The sequence below is a fragment of the Flavobacterium aerium genome (assembly GCF_030766725.1).
GTDB lineage: Bacteria > Bacteroidota > Bacteroidia > Flavobacteriales > Flavobacteriaceae > Flavobacterium > Flavobacterium aerium.
On sequence record NZ_JARQWR010000002.1, the window covers coordinates 186,936 to 205,437 of the forward strand.

Below are 18,502 nucleotides of genomic sequence, written 5' to 3' on the forward strand. Positions count from 1 at the left end.
TTTATTTATTTTGTTATATGATAATCAATTAATCCATCAATAGGTCTTCTAAGAATGTTTCCTAATTGTAGATTATGTTTGGTCATTACTTGTTGTAATTCATCTTTTAAATAGAAAGCAATAGATCCAATAAAATGATTTGGAACTTCATGGCAGTTTTCAAACTGTTTGATATAGTTTTCTACAAATGATTCCATTGCCTCAAATATAATTTTCTGGCAAAAATCGTTATCCTTATGTTGAATTAAGAACTTAGCAAATGTAGCTAAATAGGCATTTGGATTAGGTCTTTTGTAAAGATTATTTTTAATACTATCGGCGTCTAAATCGTATTCTTGTTCAAATTGAAGAGCAAGATTTTTGGGCATTTTACCAAAATAATATCCACGGATTAATTGTTTTCCAAAATGATTACCACTGCAATCATCCATAGCAATATAGCCTAATGATTGAACTTTCTGATGAAGTGTTTCACCATCAAAATAACTACAATTTGATCCAGTACCTAATATAGAAACGATTGCTTTTTCATTTCTTGGAGTTGTTGCAAATACAGCTGCATAAGTATCTTCTTTTACAGAAATAGTTGCATTAGGGAAAAAGTCTGTGAAAATTTCAGTTAATAAATTTTTCATTCGATCTGTTCCACAACCCGCACCATAAAAGTAAAGATCTGTTACTGAAAATCTATTTTGTAAAATATCAAACTTCTCTTCTAATCGAGCAACAATATCTTCTCGTGTTAAAACTTCAGGACTTAATCCTTGTGATTGAGAATTAAAAATTCTATTCCCATCTTGGTCCAAAGCAATCCAGTCGGCTTTTGTAGCACCAGCATCTACTAATAAAATCATAGTTTAAAAAAATAAAATCCCGCTATAAGAATAGCGGGAAGAATTGAGGGGATAAATATATTATAATTTTGCGATATGAACCGATAAATCGATTAATTTACTTGAATATCCATATTCATTATCGTACCAAGATACAATTTTGAAAAAGGTAGAATTTAGTCCAATACCTGCTTTAGAATCAATAATACTTGTTCTTGTATCGGAGATAAAATCTTGTGACACAACATCGTCTTCTGTATATCCAATGATTCCTTTCATGGTTGTTTCAGATGCGTTTTTTAATACAGCCATTACTTCTTCATAAGAAGTTTCACGGCTTAGTTTCACTGTTAAATCCACAACAGAAACATCGGCATTAGGTACACGCATAGACATACCTGTTAATTTCCCGTTTAATTCAGGAATTACTTTCCCTACGGCTTTTGCTGCACCAGTTGAGGCAGGAATAATATTTAATAAAGCGGATCTTCCACCTCTAAAATCTTTCTTAGATGGACCATCAACCGTTAATTGTGTTGCTGTTGTAGCATGAATTGTAGTCATTAATCCTTCTACAATTCCGAAGTTATCATTGATTACTTTTGCTAATGGTGCTAAACAGTTTGTTGTACAAGAAGCATTTGATACAATTAGATCCGTTGCTTTAGCTTTATCATGGTTTACTCCCATTACATACATCGGTGCATCGGATGATGGAGCTGAAATAATTACTTTTTTTGCACCACCGTCAATGTGAAGCTGTGCTTTTTCTAATGTTGTAAATATTCCAGTACATTCTGCAACAATATCGGCATCTACTTCATTCCATTTTAAATTTGCAGGATCTTTTTCTGCTGTAACACGGATTTTTTTATCGTTTACAAAAAGGTGCCCCTCTTTTACTTCAACTTTTTCGTTGAATCGACCATGTACAGAGTCGTATTTTAATAAATATGCTAAATGTTCTACAGCTAGTAAATCATTAATTGCAACGATTTCAACATTATCTCTATTGTAAGTTTCTCTAAAAACTATTCTTCCTATTCTACCAAAGCCATTTATGGCGATTTTTACTTTTGACATTATCTATATGTTTTAATTTTTAATTCAATTTATGTAGTCATGATATCCGAAACTCGTAGTAGTTCTCGATCTATTTCTGTATGACCTTTTATAGCTTGTTCTAATGGAGTAAGTGCAACCTTGTCATTGAGTAATCCTACCATGTAATTGGTTTTTCCTTCAATTAATGATTCTACTGCTTTCACACCTAAACGACTGGCTAATACACGATCAAAACAAGAAGGAGCTCCACCTCTTTGCATATGTCCTAATACGGATACTCTAACATCATATTCAGGTAAATTAGCTTCAACATAATCTTTTAATTCGAATACATTTTTACCAATTTTATCACCTTCAGCAATTACGACAATACTAGACGATTTTCCAGAAGCTTTACTTCTTCTTAAGGACTCTAATAATCGTTCTAATCCTAAGTCTTCTTCAGGGATTAGAATTTCCTCTGCTCCTGCTCCAATTCCAGCATTTAAAGCGATATGTCCAGCATCTCGACCCATTACTTCCACAAAAAATAATCTATTGTGTGAACTGGCTGTATCACGAATCTTATCAATAACTTCTACAACGGTATTTAAGGCGGTATCATAACCAAGAGTGTGGCTTGTGCCAAAGATGTCATTATCGATCGTTCCAGGGATTCCTATGATAGGGAAATCATACTCTTTATTAAAAACAAGTCCACCAGTAAAACTTCCATCTCCTCCAATGACTACTAATGCTTGGATATTATTGTTAGTTAAATGATCATAGGCCAATTTTCTACCTTCAACAGTCATGAAATCTTTTGAACGAGCAGATTTTAAAATAGTACCACCTTTGTTAATAATGTTGTTCACACTACGTGGTCCCATCTCTTTGAAGTCGCCTTCGATTAAACCTTGGTATCCTCTATATATACCGATACATTCGATATTATGGTAAGCACAAGTTCTAACTACAGATCGAATTGCGGCATTCATTCCTGGTGAGTCGCCACCCGATGTTAAAACTCCTATTTTTGTTATTGTTTTTGACATTATTTGGTGTTTAGATAGTAAATTTAATAAAGATATCTTACTTAAATGTAGTGGTTAGTATTAATTTAATAAAGCCTTTTTGATTTCAAACGATTTCGTTAATAAGTTTTTTATTTGTAGAAATAAATTGAACTTATAAGTTACGATTTATTTCGCATACAGCCGCTCTATTATGCTAAAAAGGCTATCAAAATTGATTTTGATAGCCTTTTATATAATTTAAAGTTTGAATGATTTAATCTACTTCGGGAACACGTTCTACTTTGTGTTTGTCTTTATCTCGACGTTTTTCATTTTTCTTACCTCTGCTTTCAATAAATTGAATGAATTCTGGAGCAATATCTGAATCTGGAACTTCATCGGTAGCTTTGCTAACTTGTTCAGTCTTTTTAGAGTTATTGAAAATACGTCTTAACAATTCTCTAAAAGTATCAAAATCGACTTGGTATGAAATCCCGACTCCTTGTGTATATCCAATACCTTCTCCTAAATAACTAATATCATTCTCACGATTAAATACACGCATGTTTAAACTTCGGTCTTCATTCAAACGTAAAAGGATTTCTACATCTCCTACTACAACCGATTCGCTCGATCCTCCTACTGGTACTCCTAGTTTACCATTGATGGATATATTTTCATTAATCTGAGTTGATATTGTGAAACCTACTCTACTATCTTCTGTTTGAGCATTTGGATTTCGAGTACTTTGTTGATAGTTTAGGCCAACAGAGAATTTACCATCTTTATCTTCAAAGATATCATTGAACAAACTACTGGCTCTTTCAAATAAGTTTCCAGTAATTGCACTTTCACCTACATTATCACTACTTAAGAAACTTCCAGATGATAATAAATACAAGGCTTGTGTTTGGCGGGTATCTTTATCGTCTAATTTATATTGTATTTCTGACTTCATTACAGAACTTACACTTGGAAATTCAATGTTGAAATCAGGTTCTGGATTTGTTAAGTTTCCTTTTAAAGCAATAACAACTTCAACAGGTATTTTACGGTTGAATGATGGATTATCAATTAAAACGGCTGGATTTGCTGTAGTTTTATAAACGGCTTCAATATTTAAAATTGCTTTTAATGGATCTCCTTCCCAGTTGATGGATCCACCACTTTTTACTTCGAATTTTTTATCAATTAATCCACCGTATTTAAAGTTATAAGATCCTTCATAGGCTTGGAAACTACCCCACATATTAAATTTACCAAGTGTATTGATATCCAATAATATGGTACCAAATCCTTTCCCTTTAATTCCATGTCCAGTATTTCGGTCTAATATGATTTCAATTTCGGCATCAGGTGTAATATCCAAATCAAATTTTAATTCAAGACCATTATAATCGATTGTTTCTTGTACGATTCCATTTTCAATATTATATTTTTCTTTAGGGCTTAAGAAATGAATGAATGAATTATTTCCTATTGCCTGTGCACTGTTTACAGGAATCTTAATAGAAGTTCCTTTTTTAGATTTTGCGTCTACATTGATAAATAAACTATTTGTAGGTCCCTTTATGGTAGCACCACCTTCAATATAAGCCGTACCAAAATAGGCTGCATCATCACTATCCTTAGTGTCTAAAACTAATAGATTATCAGATTTAATGGTTAAATCCATAACCCAATTCTTGAAATTTTTATGTCGGACACTACCGTTCAGTTTACCAGATGTATTATGCTTTGTATCTCTCATTGTAATATTTCTGAAGAGTAATTGCTGCTCTGTCAGATCAATAAAAGCGCTTTTGTCAAATTCATAATCAACATTTAGATAAGTAACCCTCATACCCGTTTTTTCCAAGTATATACGGCCATTGATTTCTGGATCTTTTAATGATCCTCTAAAGGATGCACTACCCGATGCGAATCCTCGAATATTTGAAACAATATTACCTCCAAATGGGCTGAATGCGGCCAGATTAAACTTGTCCATTCGCAAGTCTAATGTCAAAAAGGTTTCTTTGTTTATAATTTCCAAATCTCCATTGGCAGAGAACGGTCGATTTCCATCGTTGTCCAAATAAGCATCAATGTTGAATTTTCTTAAAGATTCATTACCTGAAATACTTAGATTTAAATCACCTAAAAGATTCTTATTTACTGTTAAATCACTTATCGTTATAGAAGATGTAGGTTGGAATACATTTTTATTTTGCTTAAAATTGATTTCTCCTTTTAGTCTACCACTCAGGTCGAGACTGTCTATTGAAGGAGTTATTTTAGCTAAATCCACATCGTGGAATGAAAGGTTCAAATCCTTATAGGTAGAATCCTTGAGCATTCCCGTTAATTCAATGTTCTCATTTTCATGAGACATAATTATCTTTTCAATAGAAAAATCAGTTAGTGACTTATTGAAAACAATCTTGTTGTCATTCGTTTGTTTTTCATTCAAGAACCATATAAAGTTCTTAAAGTTAATTTCTGATTTTTTGAAACCTACAACCGATTTATTGTCTTTGTCGATAGTGTGGTATAAGTTTAGATTGAAATAATCTTTATTGTCCTTACCTCCTTTAAACTCAGATCTAAAGAATAATGTATCTTTTGAAGTAACATTGATGATGCTAAAATCGGATATTTTATAATTTTTAGTTTTGATACTATCCAGTTCAACATAGGCATTGTATAATGGATTCTTATTGTCAATATCAATTTTGATTTTATCAAAATAGTTTTCAAATGCTTCAATACTTGGCGAATCAAATTTCAATTTGAATTCATCCGTATCCGAATTAATTAAAGCTCTTACGGTAGTGTTGTTGCCTAATGAAATTTGCGGATAAAATATCTCAATAATCTTATTGTAAATCGTAAAATTAAATTGGAGAAACTGCCCTGATTTGACTTTATTAGGGGAATAATTTGCATACAAACTACCCAATGCATTTTCAACCATTTTTGGTAATTGTCCAAACTGATACTTCCCTACAATTTTCCCTTGAATAATATCTGGAGAATTAATTGTTATTGTTTTTACGCGGTTTTCATCAAAGCTTGAAGTAATTGTGAAATCTTCGAAGAAATAGCTGTCATTTTGATTTTGATAAGATGTTTGTGAGATGTTTAATTCACCATGTATATTATCAATTTCATTTCCTGCAGCTTTAAATTTTAAATCTCCTTTAAAAACAGATATACTGTCTTTTTTCATGAAATTAAGTTTATGCAAATCTGCATAATCAATTTGTGCATGGAAATCATAATTGTTTTCTTTTGAACTGCGATCTACAAGTCCATTAAATGACATTCTTAAGTTTGGATCATTAATATTTAAAGTTCCTTTAAAGAAAGGCATCTTCATTTTTCCATCAATGTCAATGTCATTATAAGTGTATCCGTTATATCGGATGTTTCTAACATTTCCTTTTAAGATGGTGTTCACTGTTTTTACAGTGAATCCTTTACCATCAACATCCATATCAAGACTAACGCTTCCTAAATCTTTTTGGTTTAATAATGATCCAATGCTGAAATTGTCTAATACAATATTCCCTTTATAGGTTGCATTGTCAATATTATCAATATTAGTCATTACTAAATTAGTTTGTAAATCCCCGAGTTGAGAATTCATTACTAAATCGGCATTAATTGTTGTTTTAGTAAGTTCTAATGATCCTATGATGTCAAATTGACCTAACTTATCTAGTGATGAAGGTAATTTTTCTCCAACAACTCTTGGTAATAGTGCTTTTAAGTAATTGTAATTTGAAGATAATTTTTCAAAATCTCCTTTCAGATAAAAAGCATCTTTATCAGTGCTAAATAAGTTTTTGAAGTGAACATCTCCGAGTATTAAGGAACCGCTTTTCGTATCGTTTAATTCTAATGTATGCGTATAGAAATCATTAAGCGTACCTTTTGCATTTGTTTTTAGCGTAAACTTTTGATCTTTACCAAATTCATTATAAAAATAATTCAGATCTGTAGTCGATAAATTTGCTTTTTCTAGATCAATATTAAAGTTCACTTTATTGCTAAAGTCAGCCATTCCTCCTTCTGGATAATTCATCGTAATACCACCTTTTATGGTAGAATTTGATGTGGTAACATTCAATCTTTCCAATAGTAATTTTTCTTTACCATAAGTTAGATCAGTATTTAAATTTTCAATGAATAAACCACGATGATCGAGCAATGATAATTTTTCAATATGGGTAGTGATATCACTTCCATGAATTTCAAAATCGTTTAATTCAGCATTCATTTTGGTAAAGTCAATGCTTTTTGGATTCTGAGCATTTTCATTTATAACTCTAAAATGACTATTTGTAAGAAATAGGTTGTTGATTTTTAATATAAAAGGCTTGGTAGAAGGTTTATCATTCTCAAATAATTTGACAAAAATATTGATATTCGATTCTTCTTCCCCTTTGTAGTTTTTTAAGTTGAATATTAAACCATCGGCTCTTAAATCTCCAAACAATAAATCTCCTTTGGTAAGTTTTTGTAAGTTTAGAATATTGGTTTTTATTCGAGTTGCGTATATTAAAGTATCTTTGTGATGGTCATTTATCAGTACTTTCTTTAGTTTCACACCTCCAAAAATAGAAACAGATACCTGATCAATATTTATATCGGTTCCGAAACTTTTATTGATTTCACTAGTAGCGTATTGTGCTATTTTTGTTTGAACAATAGGTAAAGAAAGTGCTATGCCAAGTATCAGCAATAGAAGGATAAATCCTACAATAACACGAAATACTATTTTTTTAAATTTTTTGATACTTTTAATTGTTTTATTTTTGTCAAATATAATTCAAAATTTGTGCCCTTTTATGGCAAACTCATCAGTTTTTTTATTGGCAATAGAATCTTCTTGCGATGATACAGCAGCTGCTATCTTACACAATGATAAAATATTATCAAATGTGGTAGCAGGCCAGAGTATTCATGAACAATACGGAGGTGTTGTACCCGAACTTGCATCCCGTGCTCATCAACAGAATATTGTTCCTGTGGTTGAAATGGCACTCCGTAATGCAAATATCGAAAAAAATCAATTAAATGCTATAGTTTTTACACAAGGACCTGGATTAATGGGGTCACTTTTAGTAGGAAGTTCCTTCGCAAAATCGCTTGCCCTTGCATTAAATGTTCCATTGATTGCTGTGAATCATATGCAGGCTCATATTTTGGCTCATTTTATTGATGAAGAAGGATATGAGAAACCCACATTTCCATTTATTGCTTTAACCATTAGCGGAGGTCATACTCAAATTGTAAGAGTGAATGATTATTTTGACATGAAAGTTATTGGTGAAACTACAGACGATGCTGTTGGTGAAGCTTTTGATAAAAGTGCGAAAATATTAGGACTACCCTATCCTGGCGGGCCTTTGATTGATAAATATGCTCAATTAGGAAATCCTAAAGCATTTCCATTTACAAAGCCAAAGGTTGAAGGATTGAATTTTAGTTTTAGTGGTTTAAAAACGGCTATATTATATTTTATACAGAAGCAAGTCGCTTTAAATCCTAATTTCATTGAAGAGAACATGAATGATATTTGTGCTTCGATTCAATATACAATTATCAATATTTTAATGGATAAATTAAAAATGGCGGTAAAAGAAACTGGAATTAATCAAATTGCAATTGGTGGTGGTGTTTCTGCTAACTCCGGAATTCGAAAAGTTTTGAAAGAAGCAGAGCAAAAATATGGTTGGAAAACCTATATCCCGAAATTAGAATATACAACAGATAATGCAGCTATGATTGGAATAGTAGGTTATCAGAAGTTTTTACAGAAAGATTTTGAAGATACATCTGTGGTTTCAAAAGCAAGAATTGAGTTCTAATTGATTAATAAACTTATTATGATACGATATGCATCGTTTATTATTGGACTATTGTTCTTTACTGGTTGTAAAAAAGAGGAACCCCAAAAAAGTGTAAAACCGATTGTAGAAATCCCAGTTGAAGTACCTTTAAAAATAGAAACGGATACACTTCAATTTTTATACTTTGAGGATAATTTCGACTATTGGATGGCAATGATGTTGGATAAGCAAGGTGATACAGTAACTTTGGTGTATGATGATGTAATAGATAGCGAAAAATACAAGGACAAAATGTTTGTTGTAAAATGGCACACGGATACTTTGTCTGAAGCAGGTGATAATGAAGTTAAATATGTTGCAAAACGTATGACTGAATTTAAAGTGTCAAATTTGAAGCCCTACAAGCAAACGAGTATTACAGAAGAGAAGATTTTGAAAGATATATCAAACTTGGAATTAGTCAAAAAATACCAAGTGAATGATTTTATGATCAGTGAAAAACCATCTCAGGAAAAACCATATTATATTGTCCAAGCAGGCAATGATCAACCCAGTCATTTTTCAACTTTATTTTGGTTTCATGTATATGTAAGACCTCAATACGAGATTAGATATTATGATTTAGCGAATGATGATGTGATATCGATAGCAGAATGGAAAAAGAGAGATCAAGAAAATCAATAGAATAGTAATTACAATACTAAAATTATTTAACCAACACTATTAACGAACATGCAGTTATTTTACAATCCCGAGATTAATTCAGAAATAAAATCCTTTTCTTTTGATAAAGAAGAAAGTAAGCATATCGTTAAAGTTCTACGTAAGAATGAAGGAGATACTTTATATGTTACAAATGGTTTAGGGTATTTATTTACTACAGAAATTATATTAGCATCCGATCGAAAATGTACTGTAAATATAATTTCGAGTGCATTACAGGATCGACCAAGTTATACTTTACATTTAGCTGTTGCTCCTACTAAAATGAATGATCGATATGAGTGGTTTTTAGAAAAAGCTACGGAAATGGGAATTCAGGAAATAACACCGATCCTTTGTGATCATTCGGAACGTAAATTTATAAAAACAGACCGATTTGATAAGATTATTCAATCCGCAATGAAACAGTCCTTACAATGTTATTTACCTATTTTAAACCCACCTATTTCATTTAACGAATTTATAGCGCAGAAAAGAGAAGGATTATTGTGTATTGCTCATTGTGAAGAAACAAACAAGAAGACCTTAAAAGATACAATTACACCTAATACCGATATTACAATACTAATCGGTCCTGAAGGGGATTTTTCTGAAAAAGAAATTACAAAAGCATTGGCTAGTGATTATATTCCAGTTTCCTTAGGAAATACTCGTTTGCGTACAGAAACTGCTGCGGTAGTGGCTTGTCATAGCGCTGTTTTTATTAATGAAAATTAGCTTAGTAATACCTTAATTATATGATACAAAGCATGAAAAAAGTATTCTCCGTATTTCTAATGATTAGTGCATTAACGGTGTTCTCACAAGAGATTGCAGTTGTAAAATACAATGGTGGTGGAGATTGGTATGGTAATCCCACTTCCCTACCGAATTTAATAAAGTTTTGTAATCAAAATATTAATACCAAAATAAAAGATAAGCCTGGTACAGTTGAACCTGGAAGTCCAGACTTATTTTCTTATCCATTTGTTCATTTAACGGGACATGGAAACGTTTACTTTAATGAGTATGATGTAAAAAATATTAGAAACTATTTAGTTTCAGGTGGTTTTTTACACATTGATGATAACTATGGTATGGATCAATACATTCGTAGAGAAATGAAAAAAATATTTCCAAATCAAGAGTTTGTAGAGATTCCAGCCACTCATGCCATTTTTCAGTCACCTTACTCCTTTCCAAATGGATTGCCAAAAATCCATGAACATGATAATAAGCGACCTCAGGCTTTCGGACTTTTTGTAGAGGGGCGATTAGTATGTTTATATACTTATGAATGTGATTTAGGGGATGGATGGGAAGATCCTGAGGTACACAATGATCCAAAAGATTTACGTGAAAAAGCCTTAAAAATGGGTGCGAATATCTTGAGTTATGTTTTTAAAAGTTAAATGTAATGGATACTCAAGCTCAACTAACGCATGATGAGAATCGATTTTCACAACATACCTTTCCTTTAATAGTAGTTTGTGATTCGATAAGTTTCTTGGATAATATAGGTTCACTTTTCAGAATATGTGAAGCAATGGGAGTTGAAAAAATTATCTTTTTTGGCGAAGGGTTAGATTTTAATTTAAGAAAGATAAATAAGACTTCTAGAAGTACACACAAACAACTTTCTTATGAAGTCTTACAACATAAGAAAGATTTATTAGAGTACTTGAAAAGTAATGAATTTGAAATCATTGCTTTAGAAATTACAGATCAAAGCATTCCACTACAATCACTTCAGTTCAAAACATCTTTTCCGAAAGTACTTCTAATAGGAAATGAAATCACGGGAATTAGTGATGATGTTTTACAGCTGGCTCAGCAGACTGTTCATATTACAATGTTTGGAGCAAATAGCAGTATGAATGTTGTTCAAGCAGCTAGTATTGCATTGTATGAAATGACTAATCAATTATAAATTATTTTGTAACGATTTGTTGTCAAAATGAGCTAAGCTCGCTTTTTTTGCTGTTTTTCAAGTTTTTTGAACATGAAAAATGATACTTTTCGAGTGAAATTTTGATGTATTTTCCTGCGTATCAGGAAATAGTATTATTTTTTCTTATATTTTTTTCAAGCCTTTTTTTAGTCCATTTTCATTCATGGGTATTTTTCTTACCCTATCTCGTTTTTCTCAGTATTTCAAAATCTCATTGAAAAATTAACAGTAATCATTTGTTAAAACTAAAGATTTAGCAATTATTTTAATTGTAAAATATAGCTTGTTAATATTGAAGTAGTAATATATCTATGTTATTGATTATCAATATTTTGATTTTTAGAATGAAATGTTAAAATAATTATATTCTCATTTTTTTTATTCAGAAAAATAGTTATAAAATTGTAATATGTTTAACCAACATAATCTATTAATTAATTAAACCTACAATTTTATGAAAAAAGTTAGTTTATTGATGATGCTGGCCATTGGCTTTGTATCATGTAACTCAGAAGAGACGACTTCGGGTACAGAATTACAAGCTCCGATAGCTGAAAGAAAATGTTCAACGATGGATGTTCTGGATGAACAATTGAAAGCAGATCCTTCCTTGCAAACTAGAATGAATGAGATTGAAACCTTTACTGAAACGGCAATTAGCCAAGGGAAATTAGTAAATGGAAAAATTGTTATTCCTGTAGTGGTTAATGTATTGTACAGAACGACTGCGGAGAATATTTCATTAGCACAAATTCAATCTCAAATTGATGTATTGAATGAAGACTTTAATGCCACAAATTCTGATTGGGGTTCAGTACCTGCTTTATTTGCTGGAGTAAAAGCAAATGTTGGTATTAGTTTTGAATTGGATCAAGTGATTCGTAAACAAACGACTGCGACTTCTTGGACATCCAATGATGCTGTGAAAAAAACAGCACAAGGAGGACTGAATCCAACGAGTCCTACAACCAAACTAAATATTTGGGTGTGTACGCTATCCGGGGGCTTAATGGGCTATGCTCAATTTCCAGGAGGTAGTTCTTCTACAGATGGTGTTGTATTATACAATAGAGCATTTGGTAGAACTGGAACGGCTACTGCTCCATTTAATAAAGGTAGAATTACAACACATGAAGTTGGTCATTGGATGAACCTAAGACATATTTGGGGTGATACAACGTGTGGGAATGATTTTGTAGCTGATACGCCAACACATAATGCTCCAAATAATGGTGTACCAGGATATCCGCATTATAGTACTTGTTCTGGCAACCCTGTAGAAATGACTATGAATTATATGGACTATGTAGATAATGCTGCAATGTATATGTTCTCAAACGGGCAAAAATCTAGAATGCTTGCTATTTTTGCTTCAGGTGGGCCAAGATATAGCTTTGCTCAGTAAATAAATAAAAGAAATATCTTTTTAAGACTGTCTGAGAAGGCAGTCTTTTTTTGTTTAATTTTTTCTAAAATTCAAATAATCTATCTTTTTTATCCTTTTGAGTTTATTTTCTACTATAAATATTAGTCTTTTTTGTGTTAAATTTTGATGTATTTTCCTGCGAAAAAAGAATAATTTTAAAAATTTTTAATTTTTTTTCAATGCCAATTTTTACATTATTTTTTGCCTTGGGTATTTTTCTTACTGAATGTTATTTTTCTCAGTATATCAAAAATTTCATTGAAAAATTAACATAAATCATTTGTTAAAATCGAAGAATTGTTAAAGAATCATACTTGTAAAATTGGCCTTGTTAATTCTTACACACAACAGTGTGTATATTAGTGATTATCAATAAGTTAGTTTTTTAGCGAAATGTTAAATTTAATTTTTTAACATATTTTTTTATTCAGAAAAATAGTTATAAAATTGTATTATGTTTAACCAACATAACCTATTAATTAATTAAACCTACAATTTTATGAAAAAAGTTAGTTTATTTATGATGCTGGCTATTGGCTTCGTATCATGTAACTCAGAAGAGACGACTTCGGGTACAGAATTACAAGCTCCAGTAGCTGAAAGAAAATGTTCAACGATGGATGTTCTTGATGAACAATTAAAAGCTGATCCTTCTTTACAAGCTAGAATGAATGAGATCGAAGCCTTTACTGAAACGGCTATTAGCCAAGGGAAATTAGTAAATGGAAAGATTGTTATTCCTGTAGTAGTTAATGTATTGTACAGAACAACTGCAGAAAATGTTTCATTAGCACAAATTCAATCACAAATTGATGTATTAAACAGAGATTTTAATGCAACGAATTCTGATTGGGGTTCAGTACCTGCGTTATTTGCTGGAGTAAAAGCTAATGTTGGTATTAGTTTTGAATTGGATCAAGTAATTCGTAAACAAACGACTAAAACTTCTTGGTCTACTAATGATGCTGTGAAAAAAACAGCTCAAGGTGGTTTAAACCCAACAAGTCCAACAACAAAATTAAACCTATGGGTATGTACATTATCTGGAGGAGTATTGGGTTATGCTCAATTTCCTGGAGGTAGTTCTGCTACAGATGGTGTTGTAATATTAAATACAGGATTAGGTACAACGGGTACTGCTGCTGCTCCTTTCAATAAAGGTAGAACTGCAACACACGAAGTTGGACACTGGATGAACTTAAGACACATTTGGGGTGATGCAACATGTGGAAGCGATTTAGTTGCTGACACACCTACACATAATACTGCAAATTACGGTGTTCCTTCATATCCACATTATAGCACTTGTTCTGGTACTCCAGTAGAAATGACTATGAATTATATGGACTATGTTGATGATGCTGCAATGTATATGTTTTCTAATGGACAAAAATCTAAGATGTTAGCTGTTTTTGCTTCTGGAGGACCAAGATATAGTTTCGCGCAGTAAACTAAATAAAAGAAATATCTTTTGAAGGCTGTCTGAAAAGGCAGCCTTTTTTATTTATAGCTCTTCCCATCCTCCATTTTGAGAATCATATTTTGCATATTCTTCTGTATCTGTAAATTCTGATGCAGTCATTCCTATTTCAAAAATTCCTTCACCAGTTGCCGAAAAATACAAAGCACTATCGGTTAATAATACAGAAATATTATCCTCTTCTTCAAATTGGAAATGAATCCCATATTGATTCTCTGCTGTAAGGAAATAGTTATACCGTAAAAGGCGTTTTGTTAAGTTCTGTATCTGCTCTTCAGTAAAAGGTTCGAAATTGTTTTGATTATCAAAAAAATCTTTATCATTTGATTGTTGTTGCTTTTCTTTAGTTTCAATCCGGAAAAGCTGTATATCGTAGCTCATTTGATTTTAATTTTTGATTGTTAATTGAATGGTTTATTCAAAAATATTAAAAAGAATATTAAAGAAGAATTTAAATTTTCTGAACAATTACCTTATTCTATAGGCTCTTTTTTGTCTGACAAGCAGGTAATTTGAGTTTTTTATACTATATTCGGTCAACATAAATATATAAAATATGATAACATCAAAAATAATTTCGAACGGGATTTTACGAGCAATAGGTATATTATTTGGTATCTGTCTATTGGGATTATTTATTTATAAAATACAATCTGTTTTAATTTATCTATTTATTGCTTTAGCTCTAAGTCTAATAGCAAATCCAATTGTTGAATTTTTGAACAGAAGATTAAAATTCCCCAATACATTAGCAGTTATTGTGACTTTATTTTTCTTTATCTGTATAATGGCTGGGTTTATAATGATGTTTGTACCCTTGATACTTTCTCAAGGTGAAAATCTGTCGTTATTGGATACGAATGAATTACAAAAACAAGTAACTCATTTATTGAATCAGATTAATAGTTATTTTTCAGGACATCATATTGATGCGGAGAGTTTATTAAAAGAATCAAATATTACCTCTAAGCTAAATTTTGATTTTATACCCGTAATTTTAAATTCATTGGTTGGTATTATTAGTGGACTAGGAATTGGAATTGGTTCGGTTATTTTCATTACTTTTTTCTTTTTGAAAGATAAAATTTCATTCTTGACTAGTGCTAAAAGAGTATTGCCAGACGAGCACGAAGACCGTATATTGAATTCTGTTCAAAAAATTAATCATTTATTGAGTCGTTATTTTATTGGATTAATTCTACAGCAATTTGTATTGTTTATTTTATACCTGATTGTTTTATTGATTTTTGGAGTGCAGAATGCTGTAATTATTGCTTTCCTTTGTGCGCTTTTAAATATCATCCCGTATATCGGACCACTAATAGCGACCTGTCTTGTATTTGTTTTGACTTTGTTAGGAAGCATGGGGAATGGTTTACAGGCAGATATGTTGTCTACAACATTGTATGTAATGATTGGTTTTTCTGTAGCTCAGATCATTGATAATAATGTTAGCCAACCTTTAATTTTCTCTAATAGTGTAAATTCACATCCATTGGAAATTTTTGTTGTTATTTTGGCTAGTGGATTTATCTTTGGGGTTCTAGGAATGGTATTGGCGATTCCACTTTATACAGTACTTAAAGTAATTGCAAAAGAAGCATTTCCACAAAACGTGTTTGTACAACTGCTAACAAAAAATATATAATAGATTTGTTTTTAGAATTTTTAGATCCTGCCCTTCAAAAGTTTATTGATGCCAATATTGGAACTGATGTTTCAAAACTTGCACTTCAGAAAAATCCATTTCCAGAATACAATTGGATTGAGATAATTAATCAGATTGCAGCAAAGTCTAAAGCCAAAGAGAAGTTGCCAACTTGGTATAATGCTACTGGTATAATTTATCCAAGCAAAATTTCTGTTGAACAAACTTCATCAGAGAAAACGGCTTTGTATAAATCAAGTTTAGTTTCGGGCGATCGATTAATTGATTTAACAGGAGGTTTTGGTGTTGATGATTATTATTTTTCAAAAGTTGTAAAGCAGGTTACACACTGTGAAATTAACGAAGAACTTTCGACTATTGTAAAGCACAATTGTGAAGTATTGAATGCAACAAATATTCAGTGTATAGCAGACGATAGTACAAATGTGTTAGAAACATTAAACCAACAATGGGATTGGATTTATATAGATCCTTCTCGACGAAGTGATAGTAAGGGGAAAGTCTTTTTATTAGAAGATTGTTTGCCTAATGTACCTGATTTACAGGATTTTTATTTCAGGCACACGTCTAATATTTTAATTAAAACAGCGCCGATTTTAGATCTTTCAGCGGGAATTTCAGCATTGAATCATGTACAAAGTATTCATATTGTTGCCGTGGATAATGAAGTGAAAGAATTGTTGTGGCAATTATCAAAAGGTTATACGGGTGATATAGAAATAAAGACCCTAAATTTTGCTAAAGATACTGTTGAACAGTTTGATTGGAAACTAGGCAATGAAACTGATCATGCTTCATTTTCACTACCTCTGACCTACTTGTATGAACCTAACAGCGCGATTATGAAATCGGGTGCTTTTGAGGCCATTAGCGCATACTATCAAATTGATAAATTGCATCAGCATTCTCATTTATATACTTCACAAGATTTAATTGATTTTCCCGGAAGAGTTTTTAAAATTGTGGCATCACTACCCTATCAAAAAAATGAAATGAAAGAATTCTTTGTGGGGCAGAAAGCAAATATTACGACTCGTAATTTTCCAGATCGTGTAGAAGACATTCGAAAAAAATGGAAAATCAAAGATGGTGGAGACCGTTATTGTTTTTTTACAACCGATTTGGATAATAATAAAATAGTATTAATTTGCACAAAAATAAAATAATCCTCCAATAATGAAATATCTAATTTTACTTGCGTTTTTTTCTTTTAGTATCAGCACATTAGCACAAGCACCTTGTGATTACAGTTATCAAGTAAATGACTCGGTGGAGAACATTAAGGCGACAAAAGAATATTTAGTAAGTGAAAAGATATTTGGGAATACCTCAAAATATATATTCTTCTCTTTAGTGAATACGGAAGGAATACCTGTATTAAGTGTTCAAAATCTTCAAAAAAGTAAAGATTTTATCTTAGCAAATTGTTTGGACCGTAATTCTAAAATTTATTTCCAGTTGAGTAATGGGAAAATATATACTCTAATTCATTCAGAAGAAGAAAATTGTGGTAATTATTTAAGAGATGGCGACAACCAAAACAATCTAAGAGTTACTACAGCAACATTCTTGTTCATGAAGAATGATTTTGAAGATTTAAAAAAATATCCAATTACCTTGATGCGTATCAAATACGCAACAGAGACAGTGGATTATATTATCAAAAAGGAATTAGATTCTGAATTGACAAAAACAAAAACAGAACCTGAAAAATATTTCATGAATTATTTAAAATGTGTGATGTAGTTTATTTACAATCCCATTTAAAGTTTGAAATTTTATTGTTTTTAGATCCAATTAAATCGTAATGCCACCATTCTGTACTTATGAGAGTAAATCCATTTTGTTGCATTATTTCTTTTAATAATTTGCGACGCAATAAGATGTCTTTAGCAAGGCCTTTATAATCGTGGTGTGCCTTGATGTCAAAATAATCAAATGGCGTTCCCATATCAACTTCATATCCATCAGAATTGACCAATGTAATATCTACAGCTCCTCCTCTATTGTGAATTGATCCTTTTGTAGGACTGGCAACATAATTGGTATGTGGTACTATTTCCCACATTCTTTTTTGCACATCCAAAGGGCGATAACAATCCCAGATTTTAATTAAATATCCTTTGTCCAAAAAATCTTTATTGGCTTTAATTAATGCTTTGACAGTCTTTGCTCGTAAGTAACATTCAGCACAATCATAGACAGCGGTTTTCAAAAAATTATCTGTTGTAGCATATTTCATATCATAAATGAAATCATCATTGTAATTTTTTAGGTTTACAAATGTGGTATCATTGACGTTATTTATATCTAAGAATTTTTTTGGAACGGTTTTTACGGGTGAATTTTTGTTTTGTTTTGTATGAGACTGCCCTTTTGAAGTATAGGCAGTGAGAAATACAAAACTAATAATGATTAGATTTTTCATAATGGCATGTAGGGTCTCAAACAGTGTTTTGGCTCAATTTAATAATTATAATTAGATAAAACGTAAAGCCCGACGAAATAATATATTTTGTCGGGCTTTTTTGTTTATTTTTT

16 protein-coding genes are annotated in these 18,502 nt (G+C 31.4%); 10 read left to right on the forward strand and 6 right to left on the reverse strand.

What is annotated here, in order from left to right; genetic code table 11:
* Positions 1-5: 5 nt before the first annotated feature.
* The 4 genes from P6733_RS03445 to P6733_RS03460 form a co-directional block, all read right to left on the reverse strand.
* Complete coding sequence (locus P6733_RS03445; RefSeq protein WP_306350208.1) at positions 6-854, reverse strand: N-acetylglucosamine kinase; 849 nt, start codon at positions 852-854, stop codon at positions 6-8.
* Positions 855-914: 60 nt separating this feature from the next.
* On the reverse strand, positions 915-1,916 hold the full coding sequence (gene gap / locus P6733_RS03450; protein ID WP_306350209.1) for a type I glyceraldehyde-3-phosphate dehydrogenase: 1,002 nt from the start codon (positions 1,914-1,916) through the stop codon (positions 915-917).
* Positions 1,917-1,945: 29 nt separating this feature from the next.
* Positions 1,946-2,932, reverse strand: a complete 987-nt coding sequence (gene pfkA / locus P6733_RS03455) for a 6-phosphofructokinase (protein ID WP_306350210.1) — start codon at positions 2,930-2,932, stop codon at positions 1,946-1,948.
* A gap of 235 nt (positions 2,933-3,167) precedes the next feature.
* Entirely contained in the window at positions 3,168-7,622 is a 4,455-nt protein-coding gene (locus tag P6733_RS03460; RefSeq protein WP_306350211.1) for a translocation/assembly module TamB domain-containing protein, read from the reverse strand.
* A 106-nt stretch (positions 7,623-7,728) separates the two neighbouring features.
* Here P6733_RS03460 and tsaD point away from each other — a divergent pair, with 106 nt between their 5' ends.
* The 7 genes from tsaD (at position 7,729) to P6733_RS03495 (ending at position 14,262) form a co-directional block, all read left to right on the forward strand.
* Complete coding sequence (gene tsaD / locus P6733_RS03465; RefSeq protein ID WP_306350212.1) at positions 7,729-8,751, forward strand: tRNA (adenosine(37)-N6)-threonylcarbamoyltransferase complex transferase subunit TsaD; 1,023 nt, start codon at positions 7,729-7,731, stop codon at positions 8,749-8,751.
* 18 nt (positions 8,752-8,769) lie between these two features.
* Positions 8,770-9,417: a hypothetical protein gene (locus P6733_RS03470; protein WP_306350213.1), complete on the forward strand. Its 648-nt coding sequence runs from the start codon at positions 8,770-8,772 to the stop codon at positions 9,415-9,417.
* A gap of 48 nt (positions 9,418-9,465) precedes the next feature.
* Complete coding sequence (locus P6733_RS03475) at positions 9,466-10,173, forward strand: 16S rRNA (uracil(1498)-N(3))-methyltransferase (protein ID WP_306350214.1); 708 nt, start codon at positions 9,466-9,468, stop codon at positions 10,171-10,173.
* Positions 10,174-10,205: 32 nt separating this feature from the next.
* The gene (locus P6733_RS03480) at positions 10,206-10,847 is read left to right on the forward strand and encodes a DUF4159 domain-containing protein (protein ID WP_306350215.1); all 642 of its coding nucleotides are present in this window, start codon (positions 10,206-10,208) and stop codon (positions 10,845-10,847) included.
* A 5-nt stretch (positions 10,848-10,852) separates the two neighbouring features.
* On the forward strand, positions 10,853-11,365 hold the full coding sequence (locus tag P6733_RS03485; protein ID WP_306350216.1) for a TrmH family RNA methyltransferase: 513 nt from the start codon (positions 10,853-10,855) through the stop codon (positions 11,363-11,365).
* Between the two features lie 475 nt (positions 11,366-11,840).
* Positions 11,841-12,791 (forward strand): zinc metalloprotease, encoded by a 951-nt coding sequence (locus tag P6733_RS03490; RefSeq protein ID WP_306350217.1) that lies wholly within the window; start codon positions 11,841-11,843, stop codon positions 12,789-12,791.
* 520 nt (positions 12,792-13,311) lie between these two features.
* Positions 13,312-14,262, forward strand: a complete 951-nt coding sequence (locus tag P6733_RS03495; RefSeq protein WP_306350218.1) for a zinc metalloprotease — start codon at positions 13,312-13,314, stop codon at positions 14,260-14,262.
* A gap of 54 nt (positions 14,263-14,316) precedes the next feature.
* Here the strand turns inward: P6733_RS03495 and P6733_RS03500 are convergent, their stop codons facing one another.
* Positions 14,317-14,673 carry a hypothetical protein gene (locus P6733_RS03500; RefSeq protein ID WP_306350219.1) on the reverse strand — a complete coding sequence of 119 codons (357 nt, stop codon included), beginning with the start codon at positions 14,671-14,673 and terminating at the stop codon, positions 14,317-14,319.
* A gap of 175 nt (positions 14,674-14,848) precedes the next feature.
* On the opposite strand from P6733_RS03500, the gene P6733_RS03505 reads away from it, so the two are divergent.
* The 3 genes from P6733_RS03505 to P6733_RS03515 are packed head-to-tail and all read left to right on the forward strand — an operon-like array spanning position 14,849 to position 17,707.
* Positions 14,849-15,940, forward strand: coding sequence for an AI-2E family transporter (locus P6733_RS03505; protein ID WP_306350220.1), 1,092 nt, complete (start codon positions 14,849-14,851; stop codon positions 15,938-15,940).
* A 5-nt stretch (positions 15,941-15,945) separates the two neighbouring features.
* Complete coding sequence (locus tag P6733_RS03510; protein WP_306350221.1) at positions 15,946-17,127, forward strand: THUMP-like domain-containing protein; 1,182 nt, start codon at positions 15,946-15,948, stop codon at positions 17,125-17,127.
* A gap of 10 nt (positions 17,128-17,137) precedes the next feature.
* Positions 17,138-17,707, forward strand: coding sequence for a hypothetical protein (locus P6733_RS03515; protein WP_306350222.1), 570 nt, complete (start codon positions 17,138-17,140; stop codon positions 17,705-17,707).
* 1 nt (position 17,708) lies between these two features.
* Here P6733_RS03515 and P6733_RS03520 read toward each other — a convergent pair whose 3' ends face one another.
* Positions 17,709-18,389, reverse strand: coding sequence for a M15 family metallopeptidase (locus tag P6733_RS03520; RefSeq protein WP_306350223.1), 681 nt, complete (start codon positions 18,387-18,389; stop codon positions 17,709-17,711).
* Positions 18,390-18,502 lie beyond the last annotated feature (113 nt).